The sequence below is a fragment of the Streptomyces sp. NPDC031474 genome (assembly GCF_055581185.1).
In genome coordinates, this window is sequence record NZ_JBVIJX010000009.1 from 75,409 (window position 1) to 97,439 (window position 22,031).

The 22,031-nt window shown below is 71.7% G+C and carries 18 protein-coding genes and 1 tRNA gene; 17 read left to right on the top strand and 2 right to left on the bottom strand.

What is annotated here, in order from left to right:
* Nucleotides 1-31: 31 nt before the first annotated feature.
* From ACZ5SK_RS19710 to ACZ5SK_RS19735, 6 genes are all read left to right on the top strand, one after another.
* Complete coding sequence (locus tag ACZ5SK_RS19710) at nucleotides 32-607, top strand: CGNR zinc finger domain-containing protein (RefSeq protein ID WP_361701064.1); 576 nt, start codon at nucleotides 32-34, stop codon at nucleotides 605-607.
* 353 nt (nucleotides 608-960) lie between these two features.
* The gene (locus ACZ5SK_RS19715) at nucleotides 961-1,482 is read left to right on the top strand and encodes a sigma-70 family RNA polymerase sigma factor (RefSeq protein WP_010039908.1); all 522 of its coding nucleotides are present in this window, start codon (nucleotides 961-963) and stop codon (nucleotides 1,480-1,482) included.
* A 50-nt stretch (nucleotides 1,483-1,532) separates the two neighbouring features.
* Nucleotides 1,533-2,315 (top strand): anti-sigma factor family protein, encoded by a 783-nt coding sequence (locus tag ACZ5SK_RS19720; RefSeq protein WP_334579502.1) that lies wholly within the window; start codon nucleotides 1,533-1,535, stop codon nucleotides 2,313-2,315.
* 59 nt (nucleotides 2,316-2,374) lie between these two features.
* Entirely contained in the window at nucleotides 2,375-4,795 is a 2,421-nt protein-coding gene (locus ACZ5SK_RS19725) for a HelD family protein (protein WP_457495071.1), read from the top strand.
* Nucleotides 4,796-5,108: 313 nt separating this feature from the next.
* A complete protein-coding gene (locus ACZ5SK_RS19730) occupies nucleotides 5,109-6,527 on the top strand; it encodes an NAD-dependent malic enzyme (RefSeq protein WP_334579503.1) in 1,419 nt (472 codons plus the stop codon).
* A 299-nt stretch (nucleotides 6,528-6,826) separates the two neighbouring features.
* Nucleotides 6,827-7,108, top strand: coding sequence for an HU family DNA-binding protein (locus ACZ5SK_RS19735; RefSeq protein WP_004000874.1), 282 nt, complete (start codon nucleotides 6,827-6,829; stop codon nucleotides 7,106-7,108).
* A 158-nt stretch (nucleotides 7,109-7,266) separates the two neighbouring features.
* On the opposite strand, the gene murA is transcribed toward ACZ5SK_RS19735, so the two are convergent.
* Nucleotides 7,267-8,613: a UDP-N-acetylglucosamine 1-carboxyvinyltransferase gene (gene murA, locus ACZ5SK_RS19740; RefSeq protein WP_361701054.1), complete on the bottom strand. Its 1,347-nt coding sequence runs from the start codon at nucleotides 8,611-8,613 to the stop codon at nucleotides 7,267-7,269.
* Nucleotides 8,614-8,915: 302 nt separating this feature from the next.
* Here murA and ACZ5SK_RS19745 point away from each other — a divergent pair, with 302 nt between their 5' ends.
* The 11 genes from ACZ5SK_RS19745 (at nucleotide 8,916) to ACZ5SK_RS19795 (ending at nucleotide 21,636) form a co-directional block, all read left to right on the top strand.
* Entirely contained in the window at nucleotides 8,916-9,488 is a 573-nt protein-coding gene (locus ACZ5SK_RS19745) for a YqgE/AlgH family protein (RefSeq protein WP_099936761.1), read from the top strand.
* Nucleotides 9,489-9,518: 30 nt separating this feature from the next.
* Nucleotides 9,519-9,818 carry a DUF3039 domain-containing protein gene (locus ACZ5SK_RS19750; RefSeq protein ID WP_180291590.1) on the top strand — a complete coding sequence of 100 codons (300 nt, stop codon included), beginning with the start codon at nucleotides 9,519-9,521 and terminating at the stop codon, nucleotides 9,816-9,818.
* Between the two features lie 209 nt (nucleotides 9,819-10,027).
* Nucleotides 10,028-11,341 carry an extracellular solute-binding protein gene (locus tag ACZ5SK_RS19755; protein ID WP_468576348.1) on the top strand — a complete coding sequence of 438 codons (1,314 nt, stop codon included), beginning with the start codon at nucleotides 10,028-10,030 and terminating at the stop codon, nucleotides 11,339-11,341.
* Nucleotides 11,341-12,234 carry a carbohydrate ABC transporter permease gene (locus ACZ5SK_RS19760; RefSeq protein WP_334579506.1) on the top strand — a complete coding sequence of 298 codons (894 nt, stop codon included), beginning with the start codon at nucleotides 11,341-11,343 and terminating at the stop codon, nucleotides 12,232-12,234. The genes ACZ5SK_RS19755 and ACZ5SK_RS19760 overlap by 1 nt, the downstream gene beginning before the upstream one ends.
* A 25-nt stretch (nucleotides 12,235-12,259) precedes the next feature.
* Entirely contained in the window at nucleotides 12,260-13,105 is an 846-nt protein-coding gene (locus ACZ5SK_RS19765; RefSeq protein WP_334579507.1) for a carbohydrate ABC transporter permease, read from the top strand.
* A gap of 2 nt (nucleotides 13,106-13,107) precedes the next feature.
* On the top strand, nucleotides 13,108-14,733 hold the full coding sequence (locus ACZ5SK_RS19770; RefSeq protein ID WP_334579508.1) for a beta-N-acetylhexosaminidase: 1,626 nt from the start codon (nucleotides 13,108-13,110) through the stop codon (nucleotides 14,731-14,733).
* A gap of 282 nt (nucleotides 14,734-15,015) precedes the next feature.
* Nucleotides 15,016-15,909: an FAD binding domain-containing protein gene (locus tag ACZ5SK_RS19775; protein ID WP_079661930.1), complete on the top strand. Its 894-nt coding sequence runs from the start codon at nucleotides 15,016-15,018 to the stop codon at nucleotides 15,907-15,909.
* Entirely contained in the window at nucleotides 15,906-17,783 is a 1,878-nt protein-coding gene (locus tag ACZ5SK_RS19780; protein ID WP_468576350.1) for a (2Fe-2S)-binding protein, read from the top strand. Before ACZ5SK_RS19775 ends, ACZ5SK_RS19780 begins: the two co-directional genes overlap by 4 nt.
* Nucleotides 17,780-20,089, top strand: coding sequence for a xanthine dehydrogenase family protein molybdopterin-binding subunit (locus tag ACZ5SK_RS19785; RefSeq protein ID WP_334579509.1), 2,310 nt, complete (start codon nucleotides 17,780-17,782; stop codon nucleotides 20,087-20,089). The genes ACZ5SK_RS19780 and ACZ5SK_RS19785 overlap by 4 nt, the downstream gene beginning before the upstream one ends.
* Complete coding sequence (locus ACZ5SK_RS19790) at nucleotides 20,086-20,214, top strand: hypothetical protein (protein WP_269460184.1); 129 nt, start codon at nucleotides 20,086-20,088, stop codon at nucleotides 20,212-20,214. Before ACZ5SK_RS19785 ends, ACZ5SK_RS19790 begins: the two co-directional genes overlap by 4 nt.
* A 180-nt stretch (nucleotides 20,215-20,394) precedes the next feature.
* Complete coding sequence (locus ACZ5SK_RS19795; RefSeq protein ID WP_334579510.1) at nucleotides 20,395-21,636, top strand: SUKH-4 family immunity protein; 1,242 nt, start codon at nucleotides 20,395-20,397, stop codon at nucleotides 21,634-21,636.
* 165 nt (nucleotides 21,637-21,801) lie between these two features.
* Here the strand turns inward: ACZ5SK_RS19795 and ACZ5SK_RS19800 are convergent.
* Nucleotides 21,802-21,876: transfer RNA gene (locus tag ACZ5SK_RS19800), tRNA-Cys, on the bottom strand.
* Nucleotides 21,877-22,031 lie beyond the last annotated feature (155 nt).

The window sequence follows — 22,031 nt, forward strand, 5'->3', positions numbered from 1 at the left end:
TGAGTGCCTCTCGGCTGGCGGTGACACGCGCATGGACGAGCTGCGGTTCGATGCCGGACGGATCTGTCTCGACCTGCTGGCGACCGCGCACCCCCTCGAACGGCTCGACGCCGTCGCGCCGCTGGATGCGTGGATCCGCGGCTGCGGGCTCGTCCCGCCGGGGACCCCCCTCGGCCACGCCGACGCGTCCTGGCCGCCGGCCTTCCGGGAACTGCGCCGCACCATCGGCCAGTTGGTGCACGGCTGGCTCGCCCGGGGCGACGCCGGGTCGTACGACCTCGCCCTCGCCCGCGTCAACGAGGTCGCCCGGGCCGCGCCCCCGACCCCCCGTGCCGTACGCGGCGAAGACGGCGCGCTCGTGCGGGCGTTGGACGGGCCGCCGGAGTGTGCCGCGCTGCTCGCCGCCGTGGCCCGGGACGCGGTGGAGCTGCTGACCGATCCCGCCGCCCGGGCGGCGCTGCGGCAGTGCGCGGGGGACAACTGCCCGATCGTGTACGTCGACACGTCCCGGGGCCGTCGGCGTCGCTGGTGTTCCAGTGAGGTCTGCGGGAACCGGGAGCGGGTCGCTCGGCATCGCCGGCGCGCGGCGGCACTCGCGCGGACCTGACGCGCCGTCGCCTCTCCAACTGCCCTGTCTGGTATGCGGCTTTCGTGGAGGCGGGTCGGGTCGATCATCGAAGTGATTTCGATTACACGCCGTTTACCCGCGCCGCGTCCCGGGCAGTCGGCCCGATCTTGTCACTGTGGCGAAAATGTAAAGAAAACGGGGTGGGAATGTGCCCCCATGTCCCCCTCGTCATGACACCCGGAAGAAAAGTCTCCCCACGGTTTGAACGCCCAACACCCCGTCTGCGTACCCGTCATCGAGCGACCGACTGGGGGAACCCCCGGACACCGGAGGTGGGCGTGCGCAAGGATGCGGCCGTGGCCAATGAACGTGGATCGAGGGCCCGACATCGCATGTCCCAGCCCTCGGAACCTGACGAGGAGCTGATGCGTGCTCTGTATCGGGAGCATGCCGGACCCCTGCTTGCGTATGTCCTGCGCCTGGTTGCCGGAGACCGGCAGCGTGCCGAGGACGTCGTACAAGAGACGCTCATCCGTGCCTGGAAGAACGCCGGTCAGCTCAATCGAGCGACCGGATCGGTACGCCCCTGGCTGGTGACGGTCGCACGCCGCATCGTCATCGACGGCCACCGCAGCCGGCAGGCCCGGCCGCAGGAGGTCGACCCGTCGCCGCTGGAGGTCATTCCTGCGGAGGACGAGATCGACAAGGCGCTGTGGCTGATGACGCTGTCCGACGCGCTCGACGACCTGACCCCGGCTCACCGGGAGGTGCTCGTCGAGACGTACTTCAAGGGGCGTACCGTCAACGAGGCGGCCGAGACGCTGGGCATACCCAGCGGCACCGTGCGCTCACGGGTCTTCTATGCCCTGCGGTCGATGAAGCTGGCTCTTGAGGAGCGGGGGGTGACGGCGTGATGAGCGGTTACGGGGGATTCGGAGCAGGTGGTTCGGGTATGTCTGGCCCCATGCAGGGATCAGTGGGATCTCCGAGCCCGAGCGAACACGAGACCGTCGGCGCCTACGCCCTCGGCATCCTCGACGACGCCGAGGCGACCGCCTTCGAGATGCATCTCGCGGGCTGCGAGTGGTGCGCTCAGCAACTGGACGAGCTCGCCGGCATGGAACCCATGCTGGCCGCCCTCGCGGACCTGCCGGGCACCGGCACACCCGCGATCGGCGACTCCCTGTCCGCCCGCCCCAGCCCGCGCCTCGCGGAGCGGCTGGTCGACGAGGTGTCCGAGCGCCGGGCGCAAAAGCGCCGCCGCTCCTTCTTCCTCGTGGCGGCCGCGGCCGCGCTGATCATCGGCGGCCCGCTCACGGTGCTGGCGGCGACCGGCGGCGACAGCGGGACCAAGGGGACCGAGGCGAGCGCGACCAAGTCCGCCAACGCGGCCAAGTCGACGTTCGACACGCTCTCCGACCGGGTGTCGTCGACCGACCCCGCCTCCAAGGTCTCCGCGACCGTCGCCATGGGCGAGAAGGCGTGGGGCACGGAGATCGGCGTCGAGCTGAAGAACGTGAAGGGCCCGGAGAAGTGCTCGCTCATCGCCGTCGGCAAGAACGGCGAGCGCGAGACGGTCTCCTCCTGGTCGGTCCCGGAGTGGGGCTACGGCCTGCCGGGCGCCAAGACCGAACAGGCGAAGAACCCGCTCTACGTCGTCGGCGGCGCGGCCTTCGCCCCGAACGACATCGACCACTTCGAGGTCATGACCTTCGACGGCAAGAAGCTCGTCCAGGTCGACGCGTAGCTTCACCGGCCCCCTTCGCGTACGGTTGACGGCTGCCCAGCACGTCAGAAGGGGGCCCGGTGGCCGCTCAGGCACAGCAGGAAATCGCGGTCGTATCGGTCCAGGAAGCCGCACCGGATTCGGTGCGGGACCGAGAGATCAGCGTGGAACAGGAACACCTCGACCGGGTGTACCGCCGCCTCGAGGAGAAGATCGACGAGGCCGAGTTCCTCATGAACGACGCGGCCCAGCGCGGCCAGGTCGGCACGCCCGGCGCCCTCGCCGAGCGGGACGCGCAGGTGTTCCGCGCGGGCGTCCACCTCAACCGGCTCAACAACGAGTTCGAGGACTTCCTGTTCGGGCGGATCGACCTCCTCCTCGGCAAGGACGGCAAGAAGGGCCCTGACGGCGCCTACACCGCCGTGGAGCCCGCGGAGGGCGTTGTCAGGCCCGACAACACCGCCGACATCGCCGAGACGCTCCACATCGGCCGGATCGGCGTCCTCGACTCCGAGTACGCCCCGCTGGTCATCGACTGGCGGGCGCCGGCGGCGGCCCCCTTCTACCGGTCCACCCCGGTCGACCCGGGGCGCGTCGTACGGCGTCGCGTGATCCGCTCCAAGGGGCGCCGGGTCCTCGGCGTCGAGGACGACCTGATGCGTCCCGAGCTGAAGGCGTCCCTGGACGGCGACGAGCTCGCCGTCATCGGCGACGGCGCCCTCATGGCCGCCCTCGGGCAGGCCCGCAGCCACACCATGCGGGACATCGTCGCCTCCATCCAGGCCGAGCAGGACCTCGTCATCCGCGCCCCCGCCGCCTCCGTCACCTACGTCGAGGGCGGCCCGGGGACCGGGAAGACGGCCGTCGCCCTGCACCGGGCGGCCTACCTCCTCTACCAGGACCGGCGCAGGTACGCGGGCGGCATCCTCATCGTCTCGCCCACACCGCTGCTGGTGGCGTACACGGAGGGCGTGCTGCCCTCCCTCGGCGAGGAGGGCCAGGTCGCCATCCGCGCCATCGGCTCCCTCGTCGACGGCGCCGAGGCCACCCTGTACGACTCCCCGGCGGTGGCCCGCGCCAAGGGCTCGTACCGCATGCTGAAGGTGCTGCGGAAGGCGGCCCGCGGCGCCCTGGAGACCGGCGGCAACGCCAACGCCCACGCCAACGGCAACGCCCGCGCCAACGGCGGTGGCGGCCGGGGCGCGGGGCAGCTCAGCTTCGACGAGCCCCCGGCCGCCCCCTCCGGCGCCGGCGTCACCCCCACCCGTCTGCGTGTCGTCGCCTTCGGCCGCCGGCTGGAGCTGGAGGCCGCCGACCTGGACCGGATCCGGCAGAGCGCCCTCAGCGGCACCGCCCCCGTGAACCTGCTGCGCCCGCGCGCCCGCAAGCTGCTCCTGGACGCCCTGTGGGAGCGCTCCGGCGCGGCCGGCCGGCACACCGACCCCGAGCTCGCCGCCGAGCTGCGCTCCTCCTTCGACGAGGACGTGACCACCGAGGACGCGTTCATCGCCTTCCTCGACGCCTGGTGGCCCGAGCTGACCCCGCAGGCCGTCCTGGCGGCCATGGCCGACGAACGGCGGCTCGGCCGCTGGGCCCGCCGCATCCTCAACCCCGGCGAGGTCCGCAGGGTCGCCCGCTCCCTCAAGCGGGACGGCCGCTCCGTGCACGACATCGCCATGCTCGACGAGCTCCAGGCGATCCTCGGCGCCCCGGTGCGCCCGAGGAAGCGCCGCGAACTCGACCCGCTGGACCAGCTCACCGGCCTGGAGGAGCTGATGCCGGTGCGCGAGGAGTCGCAGCGCGAGCGTGCCGAGCGGCTCGCGCAGGAGCGCGTCGAGTACGCCCACGTCATCGTCGACGAGGCGCAGGACCTCACGCCGATGCAGTGGCGCATGGTCGGCCGCCGCGGCCGGCACGCCACCTGGACGGTTGTCGGCGACCCGGCCCAGTCCTCCTGGTCCGACCCCGACGAGGCCGCCGAGGCCCGCGACGAGGCCCTCGGGACCCGCCCCCGCCGCCGCTTCCAGCTCACCGTGAACTACCGCAACCCGGCCGAGATCGCCGAGCTGGCCGCGAAGGTGCTGGCGCTGGCCATGCCGGGCGCCGAGTCCCCGTCGGCGGTCAGGTCGACGGGGGTCGTACCGCGCTTCACGGCCGTCACCGACACCCTGGCGTCGACCGTCCGCGCCGAGGCCGAGCGGCTCCTGGAGCGGGTCGACGGCACCGTCGGCGTCGTCGTCGCCATGAACCGCCGCGAGGAGGCCGGACGCTGGCTCGCCGGGCTCGGCGACCGCGTGGTGGCCCTCGGCAGCCTGGAGGCCAAGGGCCTGGAGTACGACGCCACGGTCGTCGTCTCACCGGCGGAGATCGCGGACGAGAGCCCGGCGGGCCTGCGCGTGCTGTACGTGGCGCTCACCCGGGCCACGCAGCAGCTCACGGTCGTCTCCGCGGAGCGCGACGAGCCGGACGCCGACGGCGTTCCGGACCTCCTGCGGGACTGAACAGCCGACGGTTTCCTGTGAACTCCCCGGACGGGAATGGCGATCGGGGATCCGTTTGTTAGCCTGGGTGTGACACCGGCTCGATCCAAGCCCCCGGGCCCAACCTTCGTCGCTACGAGCGACCACTTGCCGCGAGGCGAGCATGGCGGGTCGGTGTCATGAACGCAGGAGAGGCCCACATCACCGCGTGTGATGTGGGCCTCTTTTATTGAGAACAAAACGATCGCAATCGAGGGCGGCTTTCATGTACTCGTCGGTAGGTGCGACGATCGGACGGCAAACCCGCGACCCAGCAGTGCAGAGGAAGTCGGCCATGGCAACGGCGCCCAGCGTCTCCTACTCGATGACGGTCCGGCTGGAGGTGCCCGCGAGCGGTACCGCGGTCTCCCAGCTCACCGGGGCCGTCGAGTCCCACGGAGGCTCGGTGACCGGCCTCGACGTCACCGCTTCCGGGCACGAGAAGCTCCGCATCGACGTCACCATCGCCGCCACCTCCACCTCCCACGCCGACGAGATCGTCGAGCAGCTGCGCGGCATCGAGGGCGTGACCCTCGGCAAGGTCTCCGACCGTACGTTCCTGATGCACCTCGGCGGCAAGATCGAGATGGCGTCGAAGCACCCCATCCGCAACCGTGACGATCTCTCGATGATCTACACGCCGGGTGTGGCCCGTGTCTGCATGGCGATCGCCGAGAACCCCGAGGACGCCCGCCGCCTCACCATCAAGCGCAACTCCGTTGCGGTCGTGACGGACGGCTCGGCCGTGCTGGGCCTGGGCAACATCGGCCCGAAGGCCGCGCTGCCCGTCATGGAGGGCAAGGCGGCCCTCTTCAAGCGGTTCGCCGGAATCGACGCCTGGCCGCTGTGCCTGGACACCCAGGACACCGACGCGATCGTCGAGATCGTGAAGGCGATCGCCCCGGGCTTCGCGGGCATCAACCTGGAGGACATCTCCGCCCCGCGCTGCTTCGAGATCGAGGCCCGCCTGCGCGAGGCCCTCGACATCCCCGTCTTCCACGACGACCAGCACGGCACCGCGATCGTCGTCCTCGCCTCCCTCACGAACGCCCTGCGTGTCGTGGAAAAGGGCATCGGGGACGTCCGGGTCGTCATGTCCGGCGCCGGCGCGGCCGGCACGGCCATCCTCAAGCTGCTGCTCGCGGCCGGCGTGAAGAACGCGGTCGTCGCCGACATCCACGGCGTCGTCCACGCGGACCGCGAGGACCTCGTCGACGCGGCCCCCGACTCGGCGCTGCGCTGGATCGCCGACAACACCAACCCCGAGGGCCTCACCGGCACCCTGAAGGAGGCCGTGCGCGGCGCGGACGTCTTCATCGGCGTCTCCGCCCCGAACGTCCTCGACGGGGCCGACGTGGCCGCGATGGCCGAGGACGCCATCGTGTTCGCGCTCGCGAACCCGGACCCCGAGGTGGACCCGGCGATCGCCCGCCAGACGGCCGCCGTCGTGGCCACCGGCCGCTCCGACTTCCCCAACCAGATCAACAACGTGCTGGTCTTCCCGGGCGTCTTCCGCGGCCTGCTGGACGCGCAGTCCCGCACGGTCAACACCGACATGATGCTGGCGGCCGCAAAGGCCCTCGCCGACGTCGTGAGCGACGACGAGCTGAACGCGAACTACATCATCCCGAGCGTCTTCAACGACAAGGTCGCCGGCGCGGTGGCGGGTGCGGTACGGGACGCCGCGAAGGCGGTCGGCGCGTCGGCCTCGTAGGCTCCGGTGCGTAAGGTGCGGGGCCGGGGCGGCTGTGAGGCTCGCCACGACGGCCCCGCAACGGCGCGTCGCGGAACCTCGCGCCGCAACCCGCCCTCTAGGGTTGCGCCGAGCTAAGCCCCCTTCGTGTGACACACATGGGTTGTCTCACGCCTCGGTGCGGGTGCCGGATTGGCTTTCCCGCCGCAGGTAGGGGCAGGATGCGTCTCTGGGCGCGAGCACAACGACTTCGCTGTGCCCCACATGCGGCTCCGCCGCGTGGCACGCCTCAACGGCAAGAAGAACACGGGAGTAACAACATGAACCGCAGTGAGCTGGTGGCCGCGCTGGCCGACCGCGCCGAGGTGACCCGCAAGGACGCCGACGCAGTGCTGGCCGCGTTCGCCGAGGTCGTCGGCGACATCGTCTCCAAGGGCGACGAGAAGGTCACCATCCCCGGCTTCCTGACCTTCGAGCGCACCCACCGTGCCGCTCGCACCGCGCGCAACCCGCAGACCGGCGACCCGATCCAGATCCCGGCCGGCTACAGCGTGAAGGTCTCCGCGGGCTCGAAGCTCAAGGAAGCTGCCAAGGGCAAGTGACGCTCCGCTGAGAGCGCCGTAGGCCATACGAGGGGGCGGCACCCGGAATTCCGGGTGCCGCCCCCTCGTGGTTGCGCTTCACCATGGCCTCACGGCCTCACGGCCTCACGGCCTCACACGCCGGCCGGGCCGGATTTCGCCGGCCCCGGCCGAGGCCTTCAGCCCAGTGCCTTGCCCGGGAGTTCGACCTTTGCGCCGAGTTCCACGAGCTTCTCCATGAAGTTCTCGTAGCCGCGGTTGATGAGGTCGATGCCGTGGACGCGGGAGGTGCCCTGGGCCGCGAGGGCGGCGATCAGGTACGAGAAGCCGCCGCGGAGGTCGGGGATGACCAGGTCGGCGCCCTGGAGCTTGGTCGGGCCCGAGACGACCGCCGAGTGCAGGAAGTTGCGCTGCCCGAAGCGGCAGTCGGAGCCGCCGAGGCACTCCCGGTACAGCTGGATGTGCGCGCCCATCTGGTTGAGCGCCGAGGTGAAGCCCAGCCGGGACTCGTAGACCGTCTCGTGGACGATGGACAGGCCCGTGGCCTGCGTCAGGGCGACGACCAGCGGCTGCTGCCAGTCCGTCTGGAAACCGGGGTGGACGTCCGTCTCCAGCGCGATGGACTTCAGGTTGCCGCCCGGGTGCCAGAACCGGATGCCCTCGTCGTCGATCTCGAAGGCGCCGCCGACCTTGCGGTAGGTGTTCAGGAACGTCATCATCGAGCGCTGCTGGGCGCCGCGGACGTAGATGTTCCCCTCGGTCGCCAGCGCCGCGCTCGCCCAGGAGGCGGCTTCCAGGCGGTCCGACAGAGCGGCGTGGTTGTAGCCGCCGAGCTTGTCGACACCGGTGATGCGGATGGTGCGGTCGGTGTCCATCGCGATGATGGCGCCCATCTTCTGCAGTACGCAGATGAGGTCCTCGATCTCCGGCTCCACGGCCGCGTTCGAGAGCTCGGTGACGCCCTCCGCCAGGACGGCCGTCAGCAGCACCTGCTCGGTCGCGCCGACGGACGGGTACGGCAGCCGGATCTTCGTGCCGCGCAGCCGCTGCGGGGCCTCCAGGTACTGCCCGTCCGCCCGCTTCTCGATCTTCGCGCCGAACTGCCGCAGCACGTCGAAGTGGAAGTCGATCGGCCGGCCGCCGATGTCGCAGCCGCCGAGGCCCGGGATGAACGCATGCCCGAGGCGGTGCAGCAGCGGGCCGCAGAACAGGATCGGGATCCGGCTGGAGCCCGCGTGGGCGTCGATGTCGGCGACGTTGGCGCTCTCGACATAAGTCGGGTCGAGCACCAGCTCGCCCGGCTCCTCGCCCGGACGGACCGTCACCCCGTGCAGTTGCAGCAGGCCGCGTACGACCCGCACGTCACGGATGTCCGGAACGTTGCGCAGCCGACTCGGCTCACTGCCCAGCAGGGCGGCGACCATGGCCTTGGGTACGAGGTTCTTCGCACCGCGGACACGGATCTCGCCCTCGAGCGGGGTTCCGCCGTGGACAAGCAGTACGTCGTCAGAGCCGTTGACGGTCATGTATCTCGCGTTCCATGGATGGTGGATTGGGGGCAAGGGCCTTGGTTCGGCCCGGGATCGGGGGCAGGGCCAGATGAGACAGAGTAATCGCCGTCGCCCCCTGTCCCGTAAGCCCAAGGACCGCCCAGGAACGTCATAGCCGTGTCACAACACGAACCGTTTCCCGCCGGGCACAAGGGGTCACCGCCGCCCGCCCGTCCGGTCCGTGCGCCCGGACCGCACCCGTGCGCCCGACCTGCTCTCCGCCCCCGTACCCCGCATTGCCTCCCCACTTCTCGGGAAGATGCGGGATCATGTCTGGCATGACCGAGGTGTCCTCGCTCACAGGGCGGCTGCTCGTGGCAACGCCCGCCCTGGCGGACCCGAACTTCGACCGTGCGGTGGTGCTCCTTCTCGACCACGACGAGGAGGGCTCCCTCGGCGTCGTCCTCAACCGGCCCACGCCGGTGGGCGTGAGCGACATCCTGGAGGGCTGGGCGGACCTCACCGGCGAACCCGGCGTCGTCTTCCAGGGCGGCCCGGTGTCCCTCGACTCCGCCCTCGGGGTCGCCGTCATCCCGGGCGGCACGGCCGTCGACGGCGCCCCGCTGGGCTGGCGCCGGGTGCACGGCGCGATCGGCCTCGTCGATCTGGAGGCCCCGCCGGAACTCCTCGCCTCGGCCCTCGGCTCCCTGCGGATCTTCGCCGGATACGCCGGCTGGGGCCCCGGCCAGCTGGAGGACGAGCTGGTGGAGGGCGCCTGGTACGTCGTGGAGTCCGAGCCCGGCGACGTCTCCTCGCCCGCCCCGGAGAGACTCTGGCGCGAGGTGCTGCGCCGCCAGCGCAGCGAGCTGGCGATGGTGGCGACGTATCCGGACGACCCTTCGCTCAACTGACGGCTGTGACCTTCAGTACCCTTGGTGGTCATGAGCACTCTTGAGCCTGAGACCCAGCCCCAGCGAGGCACTGGGACGGGGACCCTCGTAGAGCCGACGCCGCAGGTGTCGCACGGTGACGGGGACCACGAGCGCTTCGCCCACTACGTCCAGAAGGACAAGATCATGGCGAGCGCCCTCGACGGGACGCCCGTCGTGGCCCTGTGCGGCAAGGTCTGGGTGCCTGGCCGCGACCCGAAGAAGTACCCGGTGTGCCCGATGTGCAAGGAGATCTTCGAGTCCATGGGCATGGGCGGCGACGACAAGGGCAAGGGCGGCGACAAGAAGTAGCCCGCCGGTCCTCCGAGGCCCCCGGGGCGCGTTCTGACGCGCTTCGGGGGCCTTTGCGCGTTTCTGTCGTTGCACGGGGTGCGTCGGGTGGTCACAGAGTGGTTGAGACCTCTTGTCGTCGCGTTCATGAAGTCCCTAGCCTCCGGTGTGTTGTGCAGAGCAAAACAGCCATTGCGTATGTTGCAACGCAACGCTCGGAGGATCGCTCCATGAAGCTCCCCTCGCTCCCCACGCTCACCACCAGACTCGCCGTGCTCGCGGCCGCCGCCCTCGTCGCCACCGCCTGCGCCCCCCAGACGTCCGACAACTCCTCTTCCGACACCGACGCGAAGACGGGCACCCTGCGCGTCTGGCTCTTTCAGGAGGTCGGCAACAAGCCGAAGGAACAGGTCGTCGACTCCGTCGTCGCCGCCTTCGAGAAGGCCCACAAGGGCACGACGGTCGCCGTCGAGTACATCCCCGTCGACACCCGCGCCCAGCGCGTCAAGGCAGCCTTCAACGACCCGAAGTCCGCCCCCGACGTCATGGAGTACGGCAACACCGACACGGCCGGTTACGTCCACGACGGCGGACTCCTCGACGTCACCGGGGACTTCGGCGAGTGGGGCGAGACCAAGGACACCGACCCCACCGCCAAACAGTCCGTCACCGTCGACGGCAAGCTCTACGGCGCGCCCTTCTACGTAGGCGTCCGCGCCCTGTACTACCGCACGGACGTCTTCAAGGAACTCGGCCTCGACGTCCCGAAGACCATGGACGAGCTCGCGACCACCGCGCGCAGGATCCGCGCCGCGAAACCCGACCTGTACGGCCTGGTCGTCGGCGGCGCCTACACCTACGGCGCGATGCCCTTCGTCTGGGCGGCCGGCGGCGAACTCGCCGACGGCAAGAACGGCTCGTACGCCTCCGCCATCGACAGCGCGGCCGCCCGCAAGGGCATCACCGCGTACACCTCGCTCTTCTCCGACGACAACTGTCCCGCCGCCAAGTGCGCAGGCATGGGCGGCAACGACACCATCACCGCGTTCGCCGCCGGCAAGGCGGGCATGGCGATCGGCGGCGACTTCAGCCACACGGCGGTCGAGGCGGGCAAGGTCAAGGGCGAGTACGCGGTCGTCCCGCTGCCCGGTGTGACGTCCGGCTCGATCGCCCCGGCCTTCGCGGGCGGCAACAACATCGGCGTTTTGAAGAGCACCTCGCACCGCACCCTCGCCGTCCAGCTGATGGAGGCCCTCGCCTCCAAGAAGACGCAGGGCGCGCTGTTCGACGCGATGGGCTTCCTGCCCACCTTCACGGACGTCCGCGACCAGGTCGCGGCCAAGGAGCCCTTCGTGAAGCCGTTCGTGCGGACGCTGGCCGCCGGGACGAAGTTCGTGCCCGCCTCGCCCGCGTGGTCGCAGATCGACTCCTCCCTCGTCCTGCCGACCATGTTCCAGGAGGTCATCAGCGGCAAGAAGGACGTCTCGGCGGCCTCCGCCGAAGCGGCGAAGAAGATGGACGCGGCGTTCGGCTCCGCCGGGTGATGCCGGGCACGCCCGGCGGGCGGAGCCGGCAGGCCCCCTGGCTCTACCTCGCCCCTGCGCTGGTCGTCCTCGGCGGGCTGCTGGTCTACCCCGTCTACCAGCTCGGGCTGATCTCACTCTTCCGGTACACGCAGGCGCAGGTCAGCGGCGGTCAGCCGACCGTCTTCCGGGGGTTCGGGAACTACGCCGACGTGTTCTCGGACGACCAGTTCTGGCAGGTGCTGCTGGCGACGGTCGTCTTCGCGGCGGCCTGTGTGCTCTCCACGCTCGCCGTGGGCTGCGCGCTCGCCGTGCTGCTCACGCGCGTGCGTGCCGTGCCCCGGCTCGCGCTGATGCTGGCCGCGCTGGGCGCCTGGGCCACCCCGGCGGTCACCGGCTCCACGGTCTGGCTGCTGCTGTTCGACCCCGACTTCGGCCCGGTCAACCGGGTGCTCGGGCTCGGCGACCACTCGTGGACGTACGGCCGCTACAGCGCCTTCCTCCTCGTCCTCCTCGAAGTGGTGTGGTGCTCGTTCCCGTTCGTGATGGTCACCGTCTACGCCGGGATCCGCGCCGTGCCGACGGAGGTGCTGGAGGCGGCCGCCCTCGACGGAGCCTCGCAGTGGCGGATCTGGCGGTCGGTGCTCGCCCCGATGCTGCGGCCGATCCTCGTGGTCGTCACCATCCAGTCGGTCATCTGGGACTTCAAGGTCTTCACCCAGATCTACGTCATGACGAACGGCGGAGGCATCGCCGGTCAGAACCTCGTCCTGAACGTCTACGCCTATCAACAGGCCTTCGCGTCCTCGCAGTACGGCCTCGGGTCGGCGATCGGCGTCGTGATGCTGCTGATCCTGCTCGCGGTCACGCTGGTGTACCTGCGGCTGCTGCGCCGCCAGGGGGAGGAACTGTGAGGGAGCGACCGTGCGGGGAGGGGCTGTGAATCTTCTGCGGGGCCTGATGGCCCGTCCGTGGCGGCTGGCCGCCGAGGCCGGCGCGCTGCTGGTCGCGGCCGTCGTCGCCTTCCCGCTGTACTGGATGGTGCTGAGCGCCTTCAAACCGGCCGGGGAGATCGAGTCGAGCGAGCCGCGGCCATGGACGCTCGCGCCCTCTCTGGATTCCTTCCGGCGGGTGTTCGGACAGCAGGAATTCGGCCGTTACTTCCTCAACAGTGTTGTCGTGGCGGGCACGGTGGTGATCGCCTCCGGAGTGATCGCGTTTCTCGCCGCGACCGCCGTGACCCGATTCCGGTTCCGCTTCCGGACCACTTTGCTGATCATGTTCCTGGTGGCCCAGATGGTGCCCGTGGAGGCCCTGACGATCCCGTTGTTCTTCCTCATGCGGGACTTCGGCCAGTTGAACACCCTGGGGTCGTTGATCCTGCCCCACATCGCCTTCTCGCTGCCCTTCGCGATCTGGATGCTGAGAGGGTTCGTGAAAGCGGTTCCGGAGGCGCTGGAGGAGGCCGCGTACCTCGACGGGGCGAGCCGTACCCGCTTTCTGTGGCAGATCCTTTTCCCCCTCGTCCTGCCGGGGCTGGTGGCCACGAGCGTGTTTTCCTTCATCTCCGCCTGGAACGACTTCCTGTTCGCCAAGTCCTTCATCATCAGCGACACTTCCCAGTCGACGCTGCCCATGGCCCTGCTGGTCTTCTACAAGCCGGACGACCCCGACTGGGGCGGTGTGATGGCGGGTTCCACGGTGATGACGATTCCGGTGCTGGTGTTCTTCGTACTCGTACAGCGACGACTGGTCTCGGGGCTGGGCGGAGCGGTAAAGGACTGACCATGACTTCACTGATTCCGGTGCCCCGCCGGGTCGTCGCCGGCTCCGACGAGGTGCGGCTGACGGCGCACTCCCGGATCTACGCCGGTACCGCGACCGAGGGCGTCGGCCACTGGCTGCGCACCGTCCTGTGGCAGGCCACCGGCCTGCCGCTGCACGAGGGACGGGAGCTCGACGACACCGACGGCGACGGCATCGGGCTCCGACTGGACCCCGGGCTCGGCCCCGAGGAGTACCGCCTCGTCAGCGACCGGAGCGGCGTCCTCATCGAGGGCGGCAGCGCGGCCGGGGTGTTCTGGGGCGCCCAGACCCTGCGGCAACTGATGGGTGCCGACGCGTACCGCAAGGCGCCGCTTCTCCGCGACCGCACCTGGACCGTGCCGCACGTCACGATCGAGGACGCCCCCCGTTTCCGCTGGCGCGGCCTCATGCTGGACGTCGCCCGGCACTTCATGCCCAAGGAAGGCGTCCTGCGCTACCTGGACCTGATGGCGGCGCACAAACTCAACTTCTTCCACTTCCATCTGACGGACGATCAGGGCTGGCGCGTCGAGATCAAGAGGCACCCCGGGCTGACCGAGGTCGGCTCCTGGCGAACCCGCACGAAATTCGGCCATCGCGCCTCACCCCTGTGGGACGAGAGGCCGCACGGCGGCTTCTACACGCAGGACGACATCCGGGAGATCGTCGCGTACGCCGCCGAGCGGCATATCACCGTCGTCCCCGAAATCGACGTGCCCGGACACTCGCAGGCCGCCATCGCCGCGTATCCGGAACTCGGCAACACCGACGCCACGGACACCACCGCCCTCTCCGTCTGGGACACCTGGGGGATCAACCCGAACGTACTCGCCCCCACTGACAACACCCTGCGCTTCTACGAGGGCGTCTTCGAGGAAGTCCTCGATCTCTTCCCTTCGGAGTTCGTGCACATCGGGGGTGACGAATGCCTCAAGGACCAGTGGCGGCAGTCGCCCACCGCACAGGCCCGCATCGGGGAACTCGGACTCGCGGACGAGGACGAACTTCAGTCCTGGTTCATCGGCCACTTCGACAAGTGGCTCTGCGCGCGCGGGCGTCGGCTCATCGGCTGGGACGAGATCCTGGAGGGCGGGCTCGCGGCGGGCGCGGCCGTGTCGTCCTGGCGCGGGTACGCGGGCGGGATCGCCGCCGCGCGCGCGGGACACGACGTCGTCATGTGCCCCGAGCAGCACGTCTACCTGGACCACCGGCAGGACGGCGGCCCGGACGAGCCGGTGCCGATCGGCTATGTGCGCACCCTGGAGGACGTCTATCGGTTTGAACCCGTACCCGCGGAGTTGACGCCCCAGGAGGCCGCGCACGTGCTCGGCACACAGGCCAACCTGTGGACGGAGGTCATGGAGGACCACGCGCGCGTGGACTACCAGGCCTTCCCCCGTCTCGCCGCGTTCGCCGAGGTCGCCTGGAGTGCCCTGCCCGCCCCGGCGGAACGGGACTTCGCGGGCTTCGAGCGGCGGATGCGGGCCCACTACGGGCGACTCGACGCCCTGGGCGTCGGCTACCGCCCGCCGTCCGGGCCCCGGCCGTGGCAGCGGCGGCCCGGTGTCCTCGGCCGTCCGATCGACGGGCCGCCCCCGAACCGGTGAGGCCCGAAGCGGTGGGCTTCGAAGCGGTGGGCTTCGAAGCGGTGATCACGCGCGTCACGGAAAAACCCCGGCAGGGTCACCGAAGAGTGGCAATTCGCACGCATTGGTGATGCCGTGCGAAAACGGGCGATCTCCGCGGTGACGTGGGCGAATGCCTCCTAGCGGACCCCCGCGTTCGGGTGTTGCGAAGATGTGCCAGAGTTGCCACGTCCGCCCTGTCAGCACGTACCGTACGGCAACACAGGTGGGACCAGGTGGGGCAGCGGGAAGGGGCAGCCGGTTTTGAGCACGCACGCACCGCAGGCGGCGCAGGCCGTCACGCTGCCCACAACGCTGGACGAGGCCGTGGCGGCGCTGGCGGCCATGCCCGCGGCCGTGCCGGTGGCCGGCGGCACCGACCTGATGGCCGCCGTCAACTCCGGGCAGCTGCGGCCCGCCGGGCTCGTCGGCCTCGGCCGGATCAGCGAGATCCGTGGCTGGCAGTACCAGGACGGCCACGCACTGCTCGGCGCCGGGCTCACGCACGCGCGCATGGGCCGCCCCGACTTCGCCGCACTCATCCCGGCGCTCGCCGCCGCCGCGCGCGCCGCGGGCCCGCCGCAGATCCGCAACGCGGGCACCCTGGGCGGCAACATCGCCTCCGCCGCCCCCACGGGCGACGCGCTGCCCGTGCTGGCCGCGCTGGAAGCGACCCTGATCATCGCGGGCTCGGGCGGAGCCCGCCGGGAGATCCCGGTGTCGCACCTGCTGGCCGGCATGGAGATGCTGCGCGGCGGCGAACTCATCGGCTACGTGCGCGTGCCGCTGCTGCACGCCCCGCAGGTCTTCCTGAAGGCCACCGGCCGCACCGGCCCGGGCCGCGCGGTCGCCTCCGTGGCGCTGGTCCTCGACCCCGCCCGGCGTGGCGTCAGGTGCGCCGTGGGCGCCATAGCGCCGATGCCGCTGCGGCCCCTGGAGGCCGAGCAGTGGGTCGCCCGGCTCATCGACTGGGACAACAACCGCACGATCGTCCCCGAGGCCCTGAACGCCTTCGGGGAGTACGTCGCCGCCGCCTGCATCCCCGACCCGGTGCCCGGCGTGGACGGCTCCGTACCGGAACTTCCGCCCGCAGTACTGCACCTGCGGCGCACCGTCGCCGCGCTGGCCCGACGAGCACTGGGGAGGGCACTGTCGTGACCGACGACCAGCACGGACACGGACAGGGACACGGACAGGGCCACGGCCAAGGGCACGGACAGGAGACCGGGCAGGGCCAGGGCGCGCCGCAGGGCGGCGGCCGCTGGGACCCGCTGCCCCAGGGGGACTACGACGACGGCGCGACCGCCTTCGTGAAGCTCCCCGAGGGCGGCATCGACGCCCTCCTGGCCGGCCGCGGCAACAGCCCGCTCGCCGCGCCGGGCCACGGCTACGTGCCGCCGCAGATAGCGGTGGCGCCCGAGCCGGACGACACCGCCTGGGCGGCCCCGGCCGGCGGCGCGGACTGGGCCGCCCCCCAGGGCACCCCGCAGACGGTCGGCGACGACCGGTTCTCGTACCACCCGGGCGCGACCGGCCAGTGGACCTTCGAGGACACCTCGGCAGGCGGCCAGGGCGCGGCGCAGTCCGCGCCCGCCCCCGGCCATGACGTCACCGGCCAGTGGTCGATCCCCGTCGCGGGCGGCGAACTGCCCGACGAGTCGGGCGAGTTCACCGCGTCGGCCCTGGTCGAGCAGTGGGGCGGCACACCCCCGGCCACCTTGCCCGGCGGCGCGTCCGCGCCCTGGGCGACGGGCCCGGCCGACCCGACGGGCGCGACCGGCACCGCGGGCCAGGCCTGGGGGCAGCCCACGGACGGCGCCGACCCGGCCGTACGGCAGGCGGCGACGGAGGCGCCCGCCTTCGGACACGCGCCGGAGCACGCGCCCTCGCACCACGAGCCGGCCGGCCACGAGCCTTCGCACACCGAGCCTTCGCACACCGAGCCTTCGCACAGTGACGCTTCGCTCGGCGAGCACCAGCACGAAACGCACGGCGAGCACCAGCACGAAACGCACGGCGAGCACCAGTACGAACACGGGCACACCGGGCAGCACACGCACCCCGGCGGCGCGTTCGACCCGGAGGTCTCGGCCGAGGCGTACACCGTGCCGCCGAACGGCCCCCTGGAGGCCGCTCGGCAGGCCGCGGAGGCCGAGCGGACCGCCGAGGCCGACGGGGACCCGGAGCACGCCCACGAGGCCGCTCACGAGCCCGCCGAGGCCCGCGAGGCCGCCCCCACCGCCGACGGCGCCCCCTCGGATCCCGACGCGCAGACGGAACCGGCCGCGGAGACCGAGGAGCGGGACGCGGCCCCCGACGCCGCCTCCCCGCAACCCGCCGAGGCCGCCGAGCCCGCGGAGGCGCCCGACGACGCCCCGGCGCCGTTCCACGAGGAACACCCCCTCGCCGCCTATGTGCTGCGCGTCAACGGCTCCGAGCGCCCCGTCACCGACGCCTGGATCGGCGAGTCGCTGCTCTACGTGCTGCGTGAGCGCCTCGGCCTCGCGGGCGCCAAGGACGGCTGCTCGCAGGGCGAGTGCGGGGCCTGCAACGTGCAGGTGGACGGGCGGCTCGTCGCCTCCTGTCTGGTGCCGGCCGTGACCGCCGCCGGCAGCGAGGTCCGTACCGTCGAGGGCCTGGCCGAGGACGGACAGCCCTCGGACGTGCAGCGGGCGCTCGCCAAGTGCGGGGCCGTGCAGTGCGGCTTCTGCGTGCCCGGCATGGCGATGACCGTGCACGACCTGCTGGAGGGCAACCCGGCGCCGTCGGAACTGGAGGCCCGCCAGGCCCTGTGCGGCAACCTGTGCCGCTGCTCCGGCTACCGGGGCGTGCTCCAGGCCGTGCAGGACGTCGTCGCCGAACGCGAGGCGCACGCCGCCGCCGAGGCGGGGACGGACGGGGACGAGGCCCGTATCCCCCACCAGGCGGGCCCCGGCGCGGGCGGCGTCCACGCGTCGGCGTTCGAGAACCCGGCACAGCCCCACCCCCATGACCCGGCGTACGGACAGGGCCAGGACGGAGGCCAGGCGTGAGCAACGAAGCAGCCACCGCGACGACCACAGTGGAGGCGGCCCCCGCCCCCGAGCCGATCCCGCACGGGCTCGGCGCGTCCCTGCAGCCCGCCGACGCGCGCGCGAAGACCGAAGGTACTTTCCCGTACGCGGCCGACCTGTGGGCCGAGGGCCTGCTGTGGGCGGCCGTGCTGCGCTCCCCGCACCCGCACGCGCGCATCGTGTCCATCGACACGTCCCACGCGCGTGAGATGGCCGGCGTACGCGCCGTCGTCACCCACGAGGACGTGCCGGGCAGCCCGGTGCACGGCCGCGGCAAGGCCGACCGTCCCGTGTTCGCCTCCGAGGTCGTGCGCCACCACGGCGAGCCCATCGCGGCCGTCGCCGCCGACCACCCGGACACCGCGCGGATGGCCGCCGCCGCCGTCATCGTCGAGTACGAGGTACTCGACCCGGTGACCGACCCGGAGCTGGCCTTCGAGGCGGAGCCCCTGCACCCCGACGGCAACCTGATCCGGCACATCCCGCTGCACCACGGCGACCCGGGCGCGGCCGGCGAGATCGTCGTCGAGGGCCAGTACCGCATCGGCCGCGCCGACCCCGCCCCGGTCGGCGCCGAGGCCGGCCTCGCCGTGCCCCGCCCCGACGGCGGCGTGGAGCTGTACCTGGCCTCCACCGACCCGCACAACGACCGGGACACGGCCGCCGCCTGCTACGGCCTCGAACCCGAACGGGTGAAGATCGTCGTCACCGGGGTGCCCGGCGCGACGGCCGACCGCGAGGACCAGGGCTTCCAGCTCCCCCTCGGCCTGCTGGCCCTGAAGACCGGCTGCCCGGTGAAGCTGACGGCCACCCGCGAGGAGTCCTTCCTCGGCCACGTCCACCGCCACCCGACGCTGCTGCGCTACCGCCACCACGCCGATGCCGAGGGCCGACTGGTGAAGGTCGAGGCGCAGATCCTGCTGGACGCCGGCGCGTACGCCGACACCTCCGCCGAGGCCCTGGCCGCCGCCGTCTCCTTCGCCTGCGGCCCCTACGTCGTCCCGAACGCCTTCATCGAGGGCTGGGCGGTCCGCACGAACAACCCGCCGTCGGGCCATGTGCGCGGCGAGGGCGCGATGCAGGTGTGCGCCGCCTACGAGGCGCAGATGGACAAGCTGGCGAAGAAGCTCGGCGTGGACCCGGCGGAGCTGCGGCTGCGCAACGTCATGGCGACCGGCGACGTCCTGCCGACCGGCCAGACGGTGACCTGCCCGGCCCCCGTCGCCGAACTCCTCCAGGCCGTCCAGGAGTTCCCCCTCCCGGAGCTCCCCAAGGACACGCCCGAGGAGGAGTGGCTGCTGCCCGGCGGCCCCGAGGGCGCGGGCGAACCGGGTGCGGTGCGCCGGGGCGTGGGCTACGGCCTGGGCATGGTGCACATGCTGGGCGCGGAGGGCGCCGACGAGGTCTCCACGGCGACCGTGAAGGTCCAGGACGGCGTCGCGACGGTCCTGTGCGCGGCGGTGGAGACCGGCCAGGGCTTCACGACGCTGGCCCGCCAGATCGTCCAGGAGACGCTCGGCATCGACGAGGTGCACGTGGCTCCCGTGGACACCGACCAGCCCCCCGCGGGCGCGGGCTGCCGGGGCCGCCACACCTGGGTGTCCGGCGGCGCCGTGGAACGCGCGGCGAAGATGGTCCGCACCCAGCTCCTGCAGCCCCTGGCGCACAAGTTCGGCATGTCCACGGAGCTGCTCCAGATCACCGACGGCAAGATCACCTCGTACGACGGCGTCCTGTCGACGACCGTCACGGAGGAACTGCACGGCAAGGAGCTGTGGGCGACGGCCCAGTGCCGGCCGCATCCGACCGAGCCGCTGGACGCGGCGGGCCAGGGCGACGCCTTCGTCGGCCTCGCGTTCTGCGCGATCCGCGCGGTAGTGGACGTCGACATCGAGCTCGGCTCGGTCCGGGTCGTGGAACTCGCGATCGCCCAGGACGTCGGCCGGATCCTGAACCCGGCGCAGCTCGCCGCCCGTATCGAGGCGGGCGTGACGCAGGGCGTCGGCATCGCGCTCACCGAGAACCTGCGCACCCCGCGCGGCCTGATCCGCCACCCCGACCTCACCGGCTACGCGCTGCCCACGGCCCTGGACGCGCCGGACATCCGGATCGTCAAACTGGTCGAGGAACGCGATGTGGTCGCCCCCTTCGGGGCGAAGGCGGCCAGCGCGGTCCCGGTGGTGACCTCGCCCGCGGCGATCGCCTCCGCCGTCCGCGCGGCCACCGGCCGCCCGGTCAACCGGCTGCCGATAAGGCCCCAAGCTGCGGTGGTGACGGACCGATGAGCGAGCCCGAGCCGGAGCCCCGGCAGTACGAGCCCCCGCCGAGCGTGGGCAAGCTGCTCGGCTGGATCCTGCTGTTCGTGCTGGCGGCGGTGGTCGTGGTCCTCGGCGGCGTGTACCTCACGTAGGAGCGGACGGTCGGGGCGATCGTGGCGGGACGGGAACGCGCGAGGGCGCCCTGACGTCTGACAGTGCGGGCCGGTGGCGGGTGTGTTGGGTGCTGTCGCTGGTCAGGGCCGTTGTCAGTGGTGCCGCGTAGGCTGCGGAGCAGTGGGACGGCGCACGCAACTTTCCGCACGGGGGACCCGATGGGCACGACCAGGACCACCACCGCCACAACGACGATCACCTTCACCGAGGACCAGCTCGACCCGTACGTCACGCACGCACCGACGCGCCGCTGGCTCACCGGCCCCGGCCTGCCGGGCGTGCCGGGCGACGGCGGCCTGCTGACGTTCGAGGCGCTGCGCACGGACGGGCTGCGCACGGTCGCGGACTCCACGGACGACCCCGGCGGCCGCCTCGCGGCACAGCTGCGCGACCGGCTGGTGATAGGCGGAATCCTGGGAGCCGACGGCCGCGAGAGGGAGTCGGTCCTGCTCGACGGGATGACGGGCGAGATCTCCACCACGTACTTCCTGCACGACCGCCTCGACCTGATGGACACCCGCCCGCTGGCCCCCTCCCTGGAGAAGCTGGTGCGCTGCGCGACGGCGGTGGACGAACTGGCGGCTCTGCGCGGCCAGTTCGCCTCCTACGCGGGCCGGCTCGGCCCGAAGGCGGTGGCGGAGGCGTCCCGCCAGCTGCTTGCGGTGTTCGAGACGGGCGCGCAGCGGACGGGCGGCACCGGCACGAGCGAGGAGCCGGGCCTCTTCTGGAAGCTGGCCGCGGTGATCCGCCCGCTCGCCCTGGTGGCCGGCCCGGGCACCAGGTCCGGCCTGGCCCTGGACCTGCCGGTCCGCCTGCTGGACGAGGAGTTCGGCTCCGGCGAGATCGTCCGCTTCGAGGACGTCGACTTCCCGAAGGCGCTCACGCACGCCCCGACCCGCCGCTTCCTGCGCGAGGTGGGCCTGCCGGAGGAGGTCGTCTGGTTCTCGCTGGAGACGGACATGCCGCTGCAGACCCTCGCCGAGTACGGCGCGGAGGACGGCAGCGGCCGCACCGAGGCACACCTCCCGGCGAACGCCGACCGCCTGATCCGCCTGGGCCGTCTCCTGGAGGACACCAGCCTGGTCATCGACGGCGCGACGGGCGCGGTGCTGAGCTGGAGCGAGCCGGACCTCGGCCTGCGCCCGCTCAACGCGGACATCTCGACCCTGGCGTTCACCCTCTGGCTGATACGGCGCGAGCGGGCCCTGGACGCGGTGCACGACCTGACCGAGGCCTACGACCAGCTGGCCGATGCGATGTCACGCACCCTGGCCGCCGTCGACCCGATCGCCTGCGATCCCACCCCGGCCCCCGGCATCCCCACGGACGACGGCCGACGGTACTGGCCGGAGGCGTTCGAGGACGAGGCGGGCGGCGGGCTGTGCGGCGCTGAAAGGTGAGGCTGTCGCAGCCTGATGCGGCTGGTTCTGGAAGTCACGTGAGCGACCGCGGCCATCCGGGGTCGACCCTTCGTCGGAACCCGCGCCCGCAAGTTGGGGCCGTACGCGACGGTTGCCCGCCGTCCCGGCCGACCACCCGCCAGTGGTCGGCCGCGACGTGGGCTCTGGAGGCCGTGGCGGGAATTGAACCCACGTACCTCGCTTTGCAGGCGAGTCCCTAAGCCACTCGGGCACACGGCCGTTCGCCGAGTTCTTCTTCCGTTCCTGGCCGTGATGGGAACGGCCAGGTAGGGAGTGGGGGTTGGGCCCCGTTCCGAACTCGGTATGTCGACCGTACGGGCCGGGTGGGAAGGGGCTCAAGGGGATCGGCTGCGCTGCAACGGGACTGCCATACG